At 72.0% G+C, this 14190-nt stretch carries 13 protein-coding genes; 4 read left to right on the top strand and 9 right to left on the bottom strand.

Annotated elements, in window-relative coordinates:
- Positions 1-59: 59 nt before the first annotated feature.
- The 4 genes from F1721_RS15560 to F1721_RS15545 all read right to left on the bottom strand — a co-directional run bounded on the left by F1721_RS15560 (position 60) and on the right by F1721_RS15545 (position 4364).
- Positions 60-932 carry a LysR family transcriptional regulator gene (locus tag F1721_RS15560; protein WP_150067363.1) on the bottom strand — a complete coding sequence of 291 codons (873 nt, stop codon included), beginning with the start codon at positions 930-932 and terminating at the stop codon, positions 60-62.
- 1 nt (position 933) lies between these two features.
- Entirely contained in the window at positions 934-2103 is a 1170-nt protein-coding gene (locus tag F1721_RS15555; protein ID WP_246154954.1) for a low temperature requirement protein A, read from the bottom strand.
- 119 nt (positions 2104-2222) lie between these two features.
- Positions 2223-2978: an SDR family oxidoreductase gene (locus F1721_RS15550; protein WP_150067362.1), complete on the bottom strand. Its 756-nt coding sequence runs from the start codon at positions 2976-2978 to the stop codon at positions 2223-2225.
- A gap of 204 nt (positions 2979-3182) precedes the next feature.
- Complete coding sequence (locus F1721_RS15545; RefSeq protein ID WP_150067361.1) at positions 3183-4364, bottom strand: macrolide family glycosyltransferase; 1182 nt, start codon at positions 4362-4364, stop codon at positions 3183-3185.
- 409 nt (positions 4365-4773) lie between these two features.
- Between F1721_RS15545 and F1721_RS15540 the strand changes: the two genes are divergently transcribed.
- Positions 4774-5460, top strand: coding sequence for an MBL fold metallo-hydrolase (locus F1721_RS15540; protein ID WP_246154951.1), 687 nt, complete (start codon positions 4774-4776; stop codon positions 5458-5460).
- A gap of 117 nt (positions 5461-5577) precedes the next feature.
- Here the strand turns inward: F1721_RS15540 and F1721_RS15535 are convergent, their stop codons facing one another.
- The 3 genes from F1721_RS15535 to F1721_RS15525 all read right to left on the bottom strand — a co-directional run bounded on the left by F1721_RS15535 (position 5578) and on the right by F1721_RS15525 (position 8700).
- The gene (locus F1721_RS15535) at positions 5578-6651 is read right to left on the bottom strand and encodes a tetratricopeptide repeat protein (protein WP_246154950.1); all 1074 of its coding nucleotides are present in this window, start codon (positions 6649-6651) and stop codon (positions 5578-5580) included.
- A 190-nt stretch (positions 6652-6841) separates the two neighbouring features.
- Complete coding sequence (locus F1721_RS15530; protein ID WP_150067360.1) at positions 6842-7240, bottom strand: thiol-disulfide oxidoreductase DCC family protein; 399 nt, start codon at positions 7238-7240, stop codon at positions 6842-6844.
- 56 nt (positions 7241-7296) lie between these two features.
- Positions 7297-8700, bottom strand: coding sequence for an NAD(P)H-quinone dehydrogenase (locus F1721_RS15525; RefSeq protein WP_150067359.1), 1404 nt, complete (start codon positions 8698-8700; stop codon positions 7297-7299).
- Between the two features lie 278 nt (positions 8701-8978).
- On the opposite strand from F1721_RS15525, the gene F1721_RS15520 reads away from it, so the two are divergent.
- Both F1721_RS15520 and F1721_RS15515 read left to right on the top strand, forming a co-directional pair.
- Positions 8979-9449 carry a gamma-glutamylcyclotransferase family protein gene (locus tag F1721_RS15520; protein ID WP_150067358.1) on the top strand — a complete coding sequence of 157 codons (471 nt, stop codon included), beginning with the start codon at positions 8979-8981 and terminating at the stop codon, positions 9447-9449.
- A 110-nt stretch (positions 9450-9559) separates the two neighbouring features.
- Positions 9560-10348, top strand: a complete 789-nt coding sequence (locus F1721_RS15515; protein WP_150067357.1) for a DeoR/GlpR family DNA-binding transcription regulator — start codon at positions 9560-9562, stop codon at positions 10346-10348.
- 31 nt (positions 10349-10379) lie between these two features.
- Here F1721_RS15515 and F1721_RS15510 read toward each other — a convergent pair whose 3' ends face one another.
- The gene (locus F1721_RS15510; RefSeq protein ID WP_150067356.1) at positions 10380-11822 is read right to left on the bottom strand and encodes an FGGY-family carbohydrate kinase; all 1443 of its coding nucleotides are present in this window, start codon (positions 11820-11822) and stop codon (positions 10380-10382) included.
- A gap of 31 nt (positions 11823-11853) precedes the next feature.
- On the bottom strand, positions 11854-12558 hold the full coding sequence (locus tag F1721_RS15505) for an HAD family hydrolase (RefSeq protein WP_150067355.1): 705 nt from the start codon (positions 12556-12558) through the stop codon (positions 11854-11856).
- A 155-nt stretch (positions 12559-12713) separates the two neighbouring features.
- Here F1721_RS15505 and F1721_RS15500 point away from each other — a divergent pair, with 155 nt between their 5' ends.
- Positions 12714-14189, top strand: a complete 1476-nt coding sequence (locus F1721_RS15500; protein ID WP_150067354.1) for an FGGY-family carbohydrate kinase — start codon at positions 12714-12716, stop codon at positions 14187-14189.
- The last annotated feature ends 1 nt before the right edge of the window (position 14190 follow it).

Below are 14190 nucleotides of genomic sequence, written 5' to 3'. Positions count from 1 at the left end.
CGACCACAGGTATAACCGCCGGTGCGCGGAATGCCAAGATCGCCGGTCGCGAACGGGGCTCAGGTGAAGCTGGCCAGGAAGGCGTGCCGGGCGTCGGAGGTGGTGTGCGTCGGCCACAGCGCCTGCAGCGGCACCTCGGTCGGCGGCTCGAGCTCGACGACCCGGACCTTCCCGCTCGCGGCCGGACCGGGTGCGGCGGTGACGAATGCGACGTCGTCGGTGCCGAGGACCGCGGTGACCGGCGGAGTGCCCTGGATGGGGTTCCGCCGCGTGCGCGGTTCGAAACCCGCCCTCCGGCAGTGCTCGACGAGCAGATCGGTGTAGCCGGAACGGCCGGGGGTGCCCCACACGACGATCTGCTCGTCGGCCAGTTCGGACAGCGCGACCACGTCCCGGTCGGCGAGGCGGTGCTCCGCGGACACCGCCACCCGCAGCCGCTGGTAGACGAGGGTGGCGCGGTTGAGGCCGTGCGCCGGGGTCATGGCGCGGCACAGCCCGAGGTCGAGCTCCCCGGCCAGCAGCTGCTCCACGAGTTCACCGGGATAGCGCTGGTTGACGTCGGTGGCGAGATCCGGGTGGTCGGCGTGCGCCTGCCGGAGCAGCGCGGTGACCTCGTCGCCGGTGACGGCCGGGGTGTGGCCGATGCGCAGCACCTCCGCCTCACCGCGGCCGATCCGCCGCGCGCGTTGCAGCGCCGAGCGGGCCACGCCCTCCAGCACGCGGGCGTCGGCGATCAGCGCTTCACCGGCGGGGAGCACCGCGACCCCCGTGGTGGTGCGTTCCAGCAGGTCGACGCCGACTTCGCGTTCGAGCGCGCGGATCGAGGTGGACAGCGCCTGCTGGGACAGGTGCAGGCGCGCCGCAGCGCGGGTGAAGCTGCCCTCCTCCGCCACCGCGACGAGATGCCCCAGCTTGTGCAGGTCCAGGCCCACGTCAGCCCCTGCTTCCCGCGGTGTCCGATCCAGCGCCGACGACGTTGACGACCAGCGTCGCGGCAGCCGCCACCGCCATGCCCACCACGGCACCGCCCAACCCGAGCAGCGGTGTGCTGAACGACAGGGCGAGGACCACGATCGCACCGGCCACGACAAACGCGAAGTTCCGCACCGCACCGGTGCGCGCGAGGCGGTGCAGCACGCCCAGCGCGATCTGCACCACGGCGACCGGCACCGCGACGGCGAACGCAGCGGCTTGTTCGCTGACGTGCGAGTGGTGCCCCGCGGTGTCCACCGCGACCTCGATGCCGGACCCGAGCGCGGCGATCGCGGCGAACACCACGACGTGGCCGTAACCCCAGGTCAGCGCGATCCGCAGGGTGCGGAGGTGCGCCTCGGCGCCGGTGAAGTAGATCCACCACACCACGAAGACGAGCGCCAGGCCGCCGACGGCGATCAGGATCAGCGTCGCCGACACCCCGAACTCGCTCAGCGCGGACTGCACGGCCGCGAGCGAGGCGAGGATGACCTCGCCGAGCACGATGATGGTGAACAGCCCGTACCGCTCGGCGATGTGCTCCGGGTGCCAGGTGGTCCGCCTGCGGGACTCCGCCCATGCCGGGACCGCCAGCTCGGCGATCACCAGCGCCACGAAGGTGATGGCGGCCCACGCCCCCGGCGCCCACAACCGGGCGATCCACCCCACCTGGACCACGGCGATCCCGCCCGCGTAGCGCAGCGCGGTGCCCCGGCCCTCCGGGTGTTCGACGGCGGCCCGCAGCCACTGGCAGATCAGCCCGACCCGCATCAGCACGTAGCCGAGGACCACGACGCTGAAGTCGTAGTGCTCGAACGCGGCGGGCACCCCGGCCGCCAGCACCAGCACCCCGGCCATCTGCAGCAGCGTGAGCAGCCGGTAGAGCACGTCGTCGGTGTCGTAGGCCGAGGCGAACCAGGTGAAGTTCATCCACGCCCACCAGATCGCGAAGAACACCGCCGCGTACCCGACGAGCCCGCCGCCGAGGTGGCCCTCGTCCAGCGTGTGGTGCAGCTGCGCGGCGGCCTGCCCCACCGCCACCACGAAGCACAGGTCGAAGAACAGCTCCAGCGGTGTGGAAACGCGGTGCGGCTCGTCCGGGTCGCGCCCCCGCATTACCTGCCACCGCATCCCCGCCAGGTTCACCACCGCTTCCTCCTCCGCACCGGCGTCCGGACTGCTCGATTCTGCTCCGCGTGCGCGGTGCGGCGGGCCGTCCCCCTCCCGACGGCCCGCCGCACCGCCGGCGATCACCTGGTGGTGTAGCCGCCGTTCGGGAACATCGTCTGCCCGGTGAACCACCAGCCCTCGGTGGCCAGGAACCGGATCACCGGGACGATGTCCTCGATGTGGGTGAGCTGGTTGCCCATGCCCTGCGACTTGTGGAACTCCACCCGCTCCGGCGTCTCCTGCGGGTAGAAGAACGGCGTGTCCATCGGCCCCGGCGCCACCACGTTCACCGAGATGCGGCGGTCGGCGAACTCCTTGGCCGCGGCGCGGGTGAAGTGCTCCAGCGGCGCCTTGCCCCCGGCGTAGGTGGAGTAGCCGTCGGTGAACGCCGCCAGCAGCGAGGTGCCCAGGCTGATGATCTTGCCGTCGTCGTTGAGCCGGCGACCGGCCTCCTGGATGAAGAAGTACGCCGCCTTCGCGTTGATCGCGAACATGCGGTCGAACTCCTCCTCGGAGGTCTCCAGGATCGGCTTGCGCAGCACCATCCCGGTGGTGTTCACCGCGACGTCGACCCCGCCGAAGGTGTCCACCGCGGTGTCGAACAGCCGCCGCACCTCGCTGACCTGCGTCAGGTCGCCCTGCACCGAGATCGCCTCGGAACCGGCCTCCCGCACCGCGTTGACGGTCTTCTCCGCCTCGGCGGCGGAGGAGTCGCTGTTGTAGTGCACGACGACCTTCGCGCCCTCGTCCGCGAAGGTCGTAGACAGCAGGCCGCCCAGGTTCTTGCCCCCGCCGCCGATGACCGTGACCTTGCCCCGCAGGCTCCGCTCCGCCATGGTTCTCCCGCTCCTTCTGGCATCACTGCTGGTCAGACGACCTGGTTGAGGTCGCTTCCCGACGGTATGCGGCAGCCGCGAGGAGCGGGAAACAGAACATCCGCGTACGGCCACAACTGCCGTGGATACGCCCAGTTGGGAACGGCCGCACCGGACCGGGCGGACCACCCGCCGGAGTGACCCGGCGGGTGGGGTCCGACACGGCTACAGCATGGCTTCGACGATCTCGACGGCCCGCGCCAGCCCACCGGCCTCCTCGATCTCCCGCTGCATGTCCGCCACCCTGCTCAGGATCCCCTCGTCCGAGGTGACCTTCTCCAGCGCGGCGCGCAGCTGCTCCGGGGTGGCGGTCGCGGCGTCCAGCTGCACGCCCAGACCGAGCTCCTCGATCCGAGCCGCGTTCATGAACTGGTCGACGGCCTGCGGCACCGCGATCAGCGGGACGCCGTGGTGCAGGCCCTCCATCGTGCCGCCCATCCCGGCGTGCGTGATGAACGCGCTGGCCCGGGACAGCACCCGGAGCTGCGGAATCCACCGGTGCACTTCGAAGTTCGCCGGGACCTCACCCAGCTCGGCCGGATCGACCGCCTTCCCGACGGACATCACCACGTGCCAGTCGAGGTCGGCGAAGGCCTGCAAGCACGTCTGGTAGAAGTCCGGGCGGTCGTTGTAGGCCGAACCCAGCGAGATCACCAGCACCGGCCGGTCGTCCGGCGCCTGCCAGTCCCCCTGGGACGCCCGCTCGGTCAGCATCGGGCCGACGAACGTGTAGACGTCCGCCGCCTTGTCCCCGAAGTACTGGAAGCTCCGCGGGATGGTCACGATGCAGCGGCTCGGGTGCATGAAGTCCTTCTCCCGCAACGTCAATCCCTGCGCGGCGAAGTACTCGTCGTACGCCTCCTGCACCGCCAGCTTCTCCGGGGTCGGCGTCATGTCCAGGACAGACTCCAGCCCCTCGGAGTAGACGTGGGTCGGGCACAGCTGCAGCGCCGACACTCCCCACTTCTCGGCGAGGACGAGGAAGTCCGGGAGGTCGTAGACCACGAGGTCGGGCCGGTCACCCGCGTACGCCGCCTCGAGCTGCGGCACGACGTGCTTGGTCTCTTCGAGGAACATCAAGCGCGCCTCGACCTCTTCGTCCGGCCACTCCTGCCGGGTCGCGGTCGGCGACCCCGGCAGCAGCGAGGTGTAGCGGACCGGGACCGCCCCGGCCTCGGCCACCTGGTCGGCGAACGCGTCGGTCACCGCGTAGCTGACGCGGTGGCCCCGGCTCACCAGCTCGGTGATCAGGCCGAGACCCGGGTTGACGTGGCCGTGCGCCGGGATGGTGAGGAAGGCGATGTGCGCGGGCCGGGTGCGGTGCGCGTTCTGCGCAGCCTTGGTCATCTGCTTCTGCTCTCCTGATCGAAAACGCCCTCGCCGCAACGAGGAGCGGATCAACGATGTCGGTGTTCGCGCCCGAGCAGCCGAGCCCGCTCCGCAGCGACCGCGATGGCAACGGGGCCAGCTCGCAGCGTGCGATCGGGATGCGGAGGTGCGGAATCGGCGGGCGGTGCACCGCCGCGCCGGATCGATGCGGGCGCGCGAAAATGCGCGGCCGGGCAGGCGGAACGAAGCCGTCGCGAGGCCGCGGACGAGAGCGCGATCAGAGGTAGAGCTGCTGTTGCACCATGCGGTCAGGTTAACGCAGCCCCCACCTCGGCGTCGCGCCGTTTTCCGCGCCCCTCCGGCGGCGCTCGTTCGCCCGCGACGAAACCCGCTCCGCCGCAACCCGATCCGCGCCTACCGTGCCGGTGTGGACGTCGACCTCGTCGTGCCCGGCCTGTACCACCTGCGCCCCGATTTCGGCCAGGCCTACCTGTGGCTGGACGGACGCTCCGCGACCCTGATCGACACCGGGACCGTCGGCTCCGGCCCGGCCATCACCGCGCTGCTGACCGAGCTCGACGTCGAACTGGACCGGATCGTGCTCACCCACGGCCACGAGGACCACGTGGGATCGGCCGCGGAACTCCGCGCGGCCACCGGCGCACCGGTGCTGGCGCACGCCGGGGACGTGGCCGTCATCCAGGGCGAGCAGCCCCGCCCCGACCCGGTGCTGCTCGACTGGGAGCGACCGCTGTTCGACAGCATCACCCCGAACGTGCCCCCGCACCCGCCCTGCCCGGTCGACCAGGAGATCGCCGAGGGCGATGTGCTCGACTTCGGCGGCGGCGCCCGCGTGCTCTCCATCCCCGGTCACACCGACGGGAGCATCGCAATTCACTTGTCAAGGAGCAGAACTCTGTTCACCGGCGACACCATCGCCCACTTCGGCGAGGTCGTGCTCGGCACGTTCAACCTGGACCGGGCGCAGGCCGTCGAATCGTTCCGCCGCCTCGCCGAGCTGGACACCGAGGTCGCCTGCTTCGGCCACGGCGAGCCGATCACCCGCAACGCGGGAGCCGAACTCCGCGCCGCAGCAGCGAAACTCAACGACTGACCGTTCCGCCTCGATCCGACCTCGGTTCGGTGCCGCAGGATCGCGGCCCGAGCCAGAGCGGCCGACCGGAAGAACCGTCGCGCGGAAACTGTTGCGGCGTCGGTAGATCCCCCGGGATTACGCGACCAGTTCCAGCATCTCGTCGAGCGCGTCCTGCACCATCTTCCTGGTGTGCCGGTGTTCCCGGTCGTCCAAGGTGTCCCGGAGGGCACGCAGGTCGCGCTCGGTGGCTGGTCGCGGGCGCCCCAGCTTGTCACGGCTCTTGAGCAGGCCCAGCTCGGCCAGCGCCGCCCCGCGCGGTTCGTTCATGGCGCGGAACATCTTCAGCGCCTCCTGGTAGGTGCGCGCCGCCTCGCCGTACCAGCACGCGCGGAACAGGACGTTGCCGCGCATCTTCCGGTTGTAGGCCAGGGCGCTGGACAGATCCATCCGGCGGCAGATCTGCTCGCCCTTCGTCAGCAGCCGCAGCGCTTCGTCGTGCTCCCCGCGCAACGACAGCACGTCGGCCAGACCGCGCAGCGCCCAGGCGAGCCCCCGCTCGTCCCCGCCGTCCTCGGCGATCTGCGCGGCCTCGGCGAAGCGCTCCCACGCCGCGTCCAGATCGCCCGCGTTGCGGTCGAGCTGCGCCAGCCCTTCGAGCGCCCACACCGTGTGCCGGGTCTCGCCCCGCCTGCGGGCCTCGGCGAGCAGCTTCTCGTGCAGGTCGCGGGCTTCCTCGTAGTCACCGCGGATCCGCAGCGTCTCGGCGATCCCGGCGACCGAGTACCCCAGGGCCACCACGTCGCCCGCCCGGGTCGCCGCATCGCGGGCGAGGCCGAGCCAGCGCAGCGCGCCGGTCATCTGCCCGCGCTGCCGGGCCAGCGTGCCGCCGTTCCACAGCGCCCACGCCATCGCGCCCGGCTCGTCGGCCTCCCGGGCGGCCCGGTAGCTCGCGCGCCACGCCACGTCCGCCTCGTCGACCCGGCCCAACCGCCGGCACGCCTCGGACTCCACCAGCCTCGCCTGGGCGAGCGCCAGGCCATCGCCTTCCTCCGCCGCGCGAACAACTTCCGCACGCGCCTTGGCCAGCGCGTCCTCGTAGTTCGTGTTCACCGACAGACTCCGGAGCCGTCCCTGGAACTCCGGCGCGAACGCCTTGCCGTACATCCCGGCCACCTCGCTCTTCCACACCGCGTTGGTGCCAAGACGCACCAATCTCGCTGGGGGCCGGTTCTCCCCGTCGATCCCCTGAAACAGGGGGAACCGGCCCGTTCGACCCCCGACGACATCCAAGTTATGGCGCGTCGAGGGGCCAGCGGATCAGCCGATGTGTCAGGTGGAGTCGACCGATCGGCCAGGAAGCAGAGCGGCTATCTCGTACTTTCGGCCGAGATCGAACGGCTCAGGAACGATCCCCGCGGCCGGGACGTTGTTCCTCCGGCAACCTGCACGCCGGAGTGCCGCCGGGCAGCCGGTAGCGGTTCTCCGCGACCCACCGGTAAACCCACTCGGCCAGCGTGCGCACCACCGGCGCGGACAGCACCGCACCGGCCACCGGCCACGGCGGGCGGCAGGTCTTGAGCAGCTCGGCCACCGCGGCCGCACCGCCGAACACCCGTCCGGACGGCGCCACCCACAGCACCTCGTGCCGGGCCCGGTCGGCCGTCGTCCGGTAGGCGGCGAGGTCGGCCTCCTGCCAGGTCTGCACGCGCATCCGCACCGGCAGGCGCTCGGCCAGCCGCGCGCTGCGCGTGCAGAAACCGCAGTCGCCGTCGTAGATCAGCACCGGAAGTTCGGTCATGGCCACTCCTGCCCAGCGGTTGCCCGGCCCGACCGGTTCCTGCGGACGAGCCCTCCTCAGTCCAGGTCGTCGTGCCGCATCAGCAGGCGGCCCGCCTCGGTGAGCGAGCCCGACAGCGACGGGTACACCGAGAACGTGTTGGCCAGGTTGTCCACCGTGACCTGGTTCTGCACCGCGAGCGCGATCGGCAGGATCAGCTCGCTGGCGTTCGGCGCCACCACGACGCCGCCCACCACCACACCGGTCTGCGGGCGGCAGAAGACCTTGAGGAAACCGCGGCGCAGCCCCTCCATCTTCGCGCGCGGGTTGGTGGCCAGCGGCATCATCACGGTCCGCGCCGGCACCTCGCCGCTGTCGATCGCCTGCTGGCTGATGCCGACGGTGGCGATCTCCGGGTGGGTGAAGACGTTCGCGGCGACCGTCTTGAGCTTGATCGGGGTGACGCCCTCGCCGAGCGCATGCCACATCGCGATCCGGCCCTGCATGCCCGCCACCGAGGCCAGCAGCAGCAGACCGGTGCAGTCACCGGCCGCGTAGACGCCCGGCACGCAGGTCCGCGACACCCGGTCGACCGGGATGTAGCCGCCCCGGTCGGTCTCCACGCCGATCCGCTCCAGCCCGATGTCGCTGGTGTTGGGCACCGAGCCCACGGTCATCAGCGCGTGGCTGGCCTCCACCTGCCGCCCGTCGGCCAGGTGGATCAGCACCCCGGAATCGGTGCGCTCCACCTTCTCGGCGCGCGCGTGCTTGACGACCTCGGTGCCGCGCTCGGCGAACACCTCCTCCAGCACCGCCGCCGCGTCGGCGTCCTCGTGCGGCAGCACCCGGTCGCGGCTGGAGATCATGGTGACCTTGACGCCCATCTCGGTGTAGGCGGAGGCGAACTCCACACCGGTGACGCCGGAGCCGATCACGGCCAGGTGCTCGGGAAGTTCGGGCAGGTCGTAGAGCTGCCGCCAGTTGAGGATGCGCTCCCCGTCCGGCTCGGCGCCCTTGAGGACCCGCGGCGTGGCACCGGTGGCGATCAGCACGACGTCGGCGGTCAGCTCCTGGTAGCCGCCGTCGGCCAGGTCGACGCCGACCTGGTGCACCGCCATGCCCTTGGCCGGGTTGGTGAAGCGCGCGCGACCGGGCAGGATCTTCACGCCTTCGCGGCGGACCCGGGACCGGATGTCGGCGGACTGCGCGAGCGCGAGGCCCTTGACCCGGCCGTGCACCACCGCCACGTCGACGTCGGAGTCCTCGGTCTTCGCGCGGATGCCGAGCTCGCGGGCATCGCGGTACGCCGAGCGCGCCCCCGCCGAGGCGATGAAGGTCTTCGACGGCACGCAGTCGTAGAGCACGCAAGCCCCACCGAGGCCTTCCGGCTCGACCAGCGTGACGTCCGCCCCGTTCGACGCGGCGACCAGCGCCGCCTCGTAACCGGCCGGACCGCCTCCCATGATCACGATGCGGGTCACTTCGCGTTCCTCCCCGATGCCTGCCGTGTGGGCGCCAGACTCACCGTACGCTGCGCGTAGTCCGGTCGATTCGGGTGGTGTCGCCCGAATTGACCACCGTGGCGCGTCCCACAGCGCGGCGGCGACCGAGGGTCACCGGCTCGGGGTCGGCCGCTGCGCTCCGCGATCCGCCCGAGGCGCGCGAAACCGGACGGGACGGCCGAAGACGGTCGCGACTACCCACTTTTGTGACGTGGTCCGGTCCGCCACCCGGGCTGTCGATCGCTACCCTGTTGGGCGTGCCTCTGTACGCCGCGTACGGGTCCAACATGGATCCGGCCCAGATGTTGAAGCGAGCTCCGCATTCGCCGATGGCGGGTACGGGCTGGCTGATGGACTGGCGGTTGACCTTCGGCGGGGAGGACTACGGCTGGGAAGGCGCCCTCGCCACCATCGTCGAACACCCCGGTGCCCAGGTCTTCACGGTGCTCTACGACGTCAGCCCGGAGGACGAGCGGCAGCTCGACAACTGGGAGGGCGCCGAGCTGGGCATGCACAAGAAGCTCCGGCTGCGAGTGCAGACGCTGGACGGGCCGGTGCTGGCCTGGCTGTACGTGCTCGACGCCTACGAGGGCGGGCTGCCGTCAGCGCGCTACCTCGGCGTGATGGCCGATGCCGCGGAAGCCGCCGGGGCCCCCGAGGACTACGTCGAGAAGCTGCGGAAACGGCCCTGCCACAACGTCGGGCCCGGCTCCCCGCGTGACATCTGACCCGAACATCACGCCGCACGTGTGACAATCACTGGCGATTGCACACGTGGTCGCTCGCCGTCGCGTACCGGGTGGGACCTACGACGAGCTCTGAGGTGAGGGGTTTCGGGGTGGCCGAGGCAGGCGGCACACCGGTCAGCCAGCAGGACCGGCGCGAGGAGATCCGCCAGGAGGTGCTGGCCAGCGGGTTCGTGCGCATCGAGGAGCTCGCCGCCAAGCACGGCGTCAGCGGCATGACGATCCACCGCGATCTGGACGTGCTGGAGCAGCAGGGCTGGCTGCGCAAGGTCCGGGGCGGGGCGACCTCGACGCCGACCGCGCTGCTGGAGACCTCGGTGCGGGCCCGGATCGCCGACGCCGCCGAGGAGAAGGCCCGCATCGCCGAGCACGCCGCGCGGCTGGTCTCCCCCGGCCAGGTCGTGGCCCTGGACGACAGCACCAGCGCGCTGGCCGTCGCCGAGCGGTTGCCCGCGCTGGCCCCGCTGACCGTCGTGACGAACTTCCTGTCCGTGATCAACCTGCTCAGCGGCGAGCCCGGCCTGCACCTGATCGGTCTCGGCGGCGACTACCAGCCGTCCTACGACGCATTCCTGGGGCTGCACACCGCCACCATGGCCCGCACCATGCGCTCGGACGTGCTGTTCATGTCCACCACCGCCGTGGTCGGCGGGCACTGCCTGCACCGCTCGCAGGAGACGATCCAGGTCAAGCGGGCGCTGATGGAGACCGCGGGCAAGCGGGTGCTGCTGCTGGACCACTCCAAGTTCGACCGGCGCGCGGTCCACGAGCTGGCCCCGCTGACCGAGTTCGACCTGGTCGTGGTCGATGCCGGTACCCCGGCCGCGCGGCTCGACGAGCTCCGGTCGGCGGGGGTGGCGCTGGAGGTCGCCGAGCGCTGACCCCCGCCGACCGCGGAGCGGGTTCCCGGCGTCAGGCCGCGGCGAGCCAGCCGCGCTCGCGGAGTTCGCCGAGGAAGCGCTGGTAGCTGCCGTCCAGTTGGGACACCTCCGAGGGCACCGGCTCGACCAGTTCGCCCTCGGGCACCATCGCGGTCGCCGCGGCGCTCAGGTCCGGGTGGATCGAACCGCTGGCAGCCAGCAGCGCAGCCCCGAGCGCGGTGCCCGCGCCTTGGACCCGCAGGACCGGCCGGTCCAGGATCGACGCCCTGATCCGGCACCAGGCGAGGCTGCGAGCGCCACCACCCGCGGTGCGCACCGGGCCCGCTGCCGGTGCACCGAGATCCGCCAGGCGTTCCAGCGCGAGCCGCTCGCAGAAAGCGACACCTTCGAGGCGGGAGCGGTACTCGTCCACCCGGTCCTGCGGAGTGCCGAGGACGAACTGCGCGGCCCGCTCGGCCAGGAACGGGAACCGCTCGCCCTCCCCGCGCAGCGGGTAGTTGACCACGCTGGCCGGGCCGCGTTCGGTGGCCGCCGCGTCCAGGCCCGCCAGTTCCGACGGGTCCACATCGGACAGCGCGGAGCCGCCGATGTTGGCCGCACCGCCGGGCAGCCACACGCCGTCCGGGTGCAGGTGGCTGTACACCGCCCCGGCCGGGTCGTGCACGAGCTCCTTGGAAACGCCCTTGAGCACCAGCGTCGTGCCCAGCACGGTCACGAACTGGCCGATGTCGACGGCCCCGCACGCCAGCTGGCCCGCGCACCCGTCGGTCATCCCGGCCCGCACTTCGCAGCCCTGCGGCAGACCGGTCTCCACCGCAGCCGCCGCGGAGACCTCACCGAGCACCGCAGTCGGCCGCACGACCTCCGGGAGCAGCCGGGACGGCACCTCGAGCGCGTCGAAGACCTCCGTCGCCCACTCCCCGGCCACCGCGTCGTAGCCGCTCTTCAGCGCGTGGCTGGTGTCGGTCGCGACCGGCCGCCCGACCAGCTTCCGGGCGATGACGTCCGGGGTGTGGCAGACCTGCTCGGTCCCCTCCGGGAGGTGCCGCGCCAGCCAGGCGATCCGGGCCAGGCCCGAACCCGCCGACGGGGTGATGCCGGTCCGCTCCCAGCGCGGCGCACCCACCTCGACCGCGGTCCGGGCCTCGGCCTCGGCGCGCCGGTCGTCGTACATCAGCGCGGCGCCGAGCGGGTTCCCGCTGGCGTCGACCGGAACCACCGTGCCCGAGGTGGCCGAGATCGCCAGCGAGGTGATCTCGGCGCTGCGCGCCCCTAGCGCGGCCGTGCACTCGGCCAGGCAGTCGCGAACCGCTGGCCACCACGTGCTCGCGTCCTGCTCGGAACGGCCGCCGGACGAGCGCACTGGTTGCGGCAGCGGCCGGGAGGCCGCGGCCACCACCGCGCCGACCTGGTCGTGGACCTGCACGCGCACGTTCGCGGTCGCGATGTCGACCCCTGCGACGAGCTCTCCCATCAGCACCCCTCCCCGGAGCGTGGACCGCTGGTCATCCGGCGGCCTGCAGCTTCTCCAACGCCTCCGGCAGTTCCGCCATCGAGTACACCGCGACGTCCGGCTCGGCGAGCTGCTCTGGCGTCGGCTTCGGCGGGGCCTCGCCGCGCACCACCCACACCGCTCGCAGCCCGACCCGGTGAGCACCGCGCACGTCGGTGTCCAACCGGTTGCCGACGTGCACCGCGTTCGCCGGTTCGACACCGGCTTCGCGCAGCGCGTGCTGGAAGATCCGCGGGTCCGGCTTCTCCGCGCCGACGACCTCCGAGATCGCCCAGACGTCCACGAAGTCGGCCACGCCGTCGCGGCGCAGGGCGTCCACGACGACCGCGCGCTGGTTCGCCACGATCGCGATCTTGTAGCGCCCGGCGAGCTGCCGCAGCGCGGGCAGGACGTCCTCGTGCAGGGCCGACGGCGGGTACTCCCAGTACTGCTCGGCGCGGTCGGACAGCCGCTGGCGGTCGTCTGCGGTCAGGAACCGCTCGGCGACCGCGGTGCGCAGCGAGCCGCCCTGGGCCTGCCGCCGCTCGTCGTAGACCTGCTGGAACTCCGCTTCGTCGACCTCGCGCCCGGCCTCGGCGGCGAGTTCGCGCGTGGCGCGCAGCAGCGCGTCGCGGTAGGCGCGGTCGTCGTAGACCGGGCCGCCGACGTCGAGCAGCACGAGGTCGATGCGGGCGTCGGTGGTGGGTTGAGGCGGCACGTCGCGTCCTTCCGGTGGTGGTCCACTACCGGGACCGTGGTGTCACATCCCATCGCAAACATAACACCTATCTTGAAATTTTTAACACTCAATGCTGTGATGTTCTCGGGTCGCGCACCGGCCGACCCGGTAGGCGGGATCTGGAGGGAACGCCCGTGATCACCATCGGCATCGACGCCGGCACCTCGGTGGTGAAGAGCGTCGCCTACGCAGCGGACGGGACCGAGCTGGCGGTCGCCCGGCGGCCGACCCGGGTCGAGCATCCCCGCCCCGGCTGGGCCGAGCAGGACATGCAGGAGGTCTGGAGCGCGGTCGCGGACACCGTCGCCGAGCTCACCGCCGCGGCGGGCTCCGACGTCGCCGCGCTCGCGCTCACCGCGCAGGGCGACGGGTGCTGGCTGGTCGACGACGCCGGTCGCCCCACCGGTCCCGCGCTGCTCTGGAACGACGCCCGGGCATCCGAGATCGCTGCGGGCTGGGCCGAGTCCGGCGTCCTCGCCGAGCTGTTCAAGATCAACGGATCGGTCGGCTTCGGCGGCCTGCCGCACGCGCAGCTGCGGTGGCTCGCCGAGCACGACCCCGCCCGGATCGACCGGTCCGCGAAGGTGCTGACCTGCGGCGGTTGGCTGTTCCACTGCCTGACCGGGTGCCTCGCCTGGGACGTCTCCGAAGCCTCGAACCCGTTCCTCGACGCGCGCACCGGGCAGTACTCGCCCACCGTGCTCGCCGAGCTCGGGCTGGACTGGGCGCAGCCTTTGCTGCCCGACGTGGTGGACGGGCAGCAGCGGATCGCTCCGCTGCGCGACACCGCGGCCGAACGACTCGGTGTCCCGGCCGGGACGCCGGTGGTGCTCGGGGCCTACGACGTGATCTCCACGGCCATCGGCGCCGGGGTCACCGAACCGGGACAGGCGTGCACCATCCTCGGCACCACGATCTGCACCGAGGTGCTCAGCGACAGCCCGCGGCTCGAGCGCACGCCGGTCGGCATGTCGCTGCGCACGCCGGAACCGGGGCGGTGGATGCTCGCCAGCGCCACCCTGTCCGGCACCGAGGTCGTGGAGTGGGCCTGCCGGATGCTCGGCCTGCCCAACCCGGAGGACCTCACCGACCTCGCCGAACAGGCCGAGCCGGGCAGCAAGGGCCTGCTGATGCTGCCCTACCTCTCGCTCGCCGGGGAACGCGCGCCGTTCTACGACCCGGCCGCGCGCGGCAGCCTGCACGGCCTGAGCCTGGAGCACGGTCCGGCCGAGATCGCGCGGGCCTGCCTGGAGGGGTTGGCCATGGCGATCCGCGACTGCCTGCGGGCCAGCACCGCGCAGCCCACCGAGCTCCGGCTCACCGGCGGGGGCTCGGCGAACCGGCTGTGGCGGCAGGTGATCGCCGACGTGACCGGTCTGCCGGTCGTGCGCACCACCGACGAGCAGGCCGGTGCCCGCGGTGCGACCGTGACCGCGCAGTGCCTGCTGAGCGGCCGCAGCATCACCGACGTGGCCCGCGAGCTGGTCGGCACGTCGGAACCGCTGCGCCCCGTCGAGGCCAACCGCGCCATCTACGACGACGCCTACGCACGGTTCATCGCCGCCCGCGAAGCAGCTCAGGCCGCCGACTGGTTCCAGCGCTCGCGCTGAG

Origin of the sequence: Saccharopolyspora hirsuta (assembly GCF_008630535.1) — a bacterium.
In the GTDB taxonomy this organism is placed as follows: domain Bacteria; phylum Actinomycetota; class Actinomycetes; order Mycobacteriales; family Pseudonocardiaceae; genus Saccharopolyspora; species Saccharopolyspora hirsuta.
This window is presented reverse-complemented; position numbering and strand designations above follow the sequence as displayed.

Bases quoted from the DNA above. Each gene is read 5' to 3' on its own strand.
- F1721_RS15555 (WP_246154954.1), bottom strand. From the start codon at position 2,103: ATGCGGTGGCAGGTAATGCGGGGGCGCGACCCGGACGAGCCGCACCGC.
- F1721_RS15550 (WP_150067362.1), bottom strand. From the start codon at position 2,978: ATGGCGGAGCGGAGCCTGCGGGGCAAGGTCACGGTCATCGGCGGCGGG.
- F1721_RS15545 (WP_150067361.1), bottom strand. From the start codon at position 4,364: ATGACCAAGGCTGCGCAGAACGCGCACCGCACCCGGCCCGCGCACATC.
- F1721_RS15530 (WP_150067360.1), bottom strand. From the start codon at position 7,240: ATGACCGAACTTCCGGTGCTGATCTACGACGGCGACTGCGGTTTCTGC.
- F1721_RS15510 (WP_150067356.1), bottom strand. From the start codon at position 11,822: ATGGGAGAGCTCGTCGCAGGGGTCGACATCGCGACCGCGAACGTGCGC.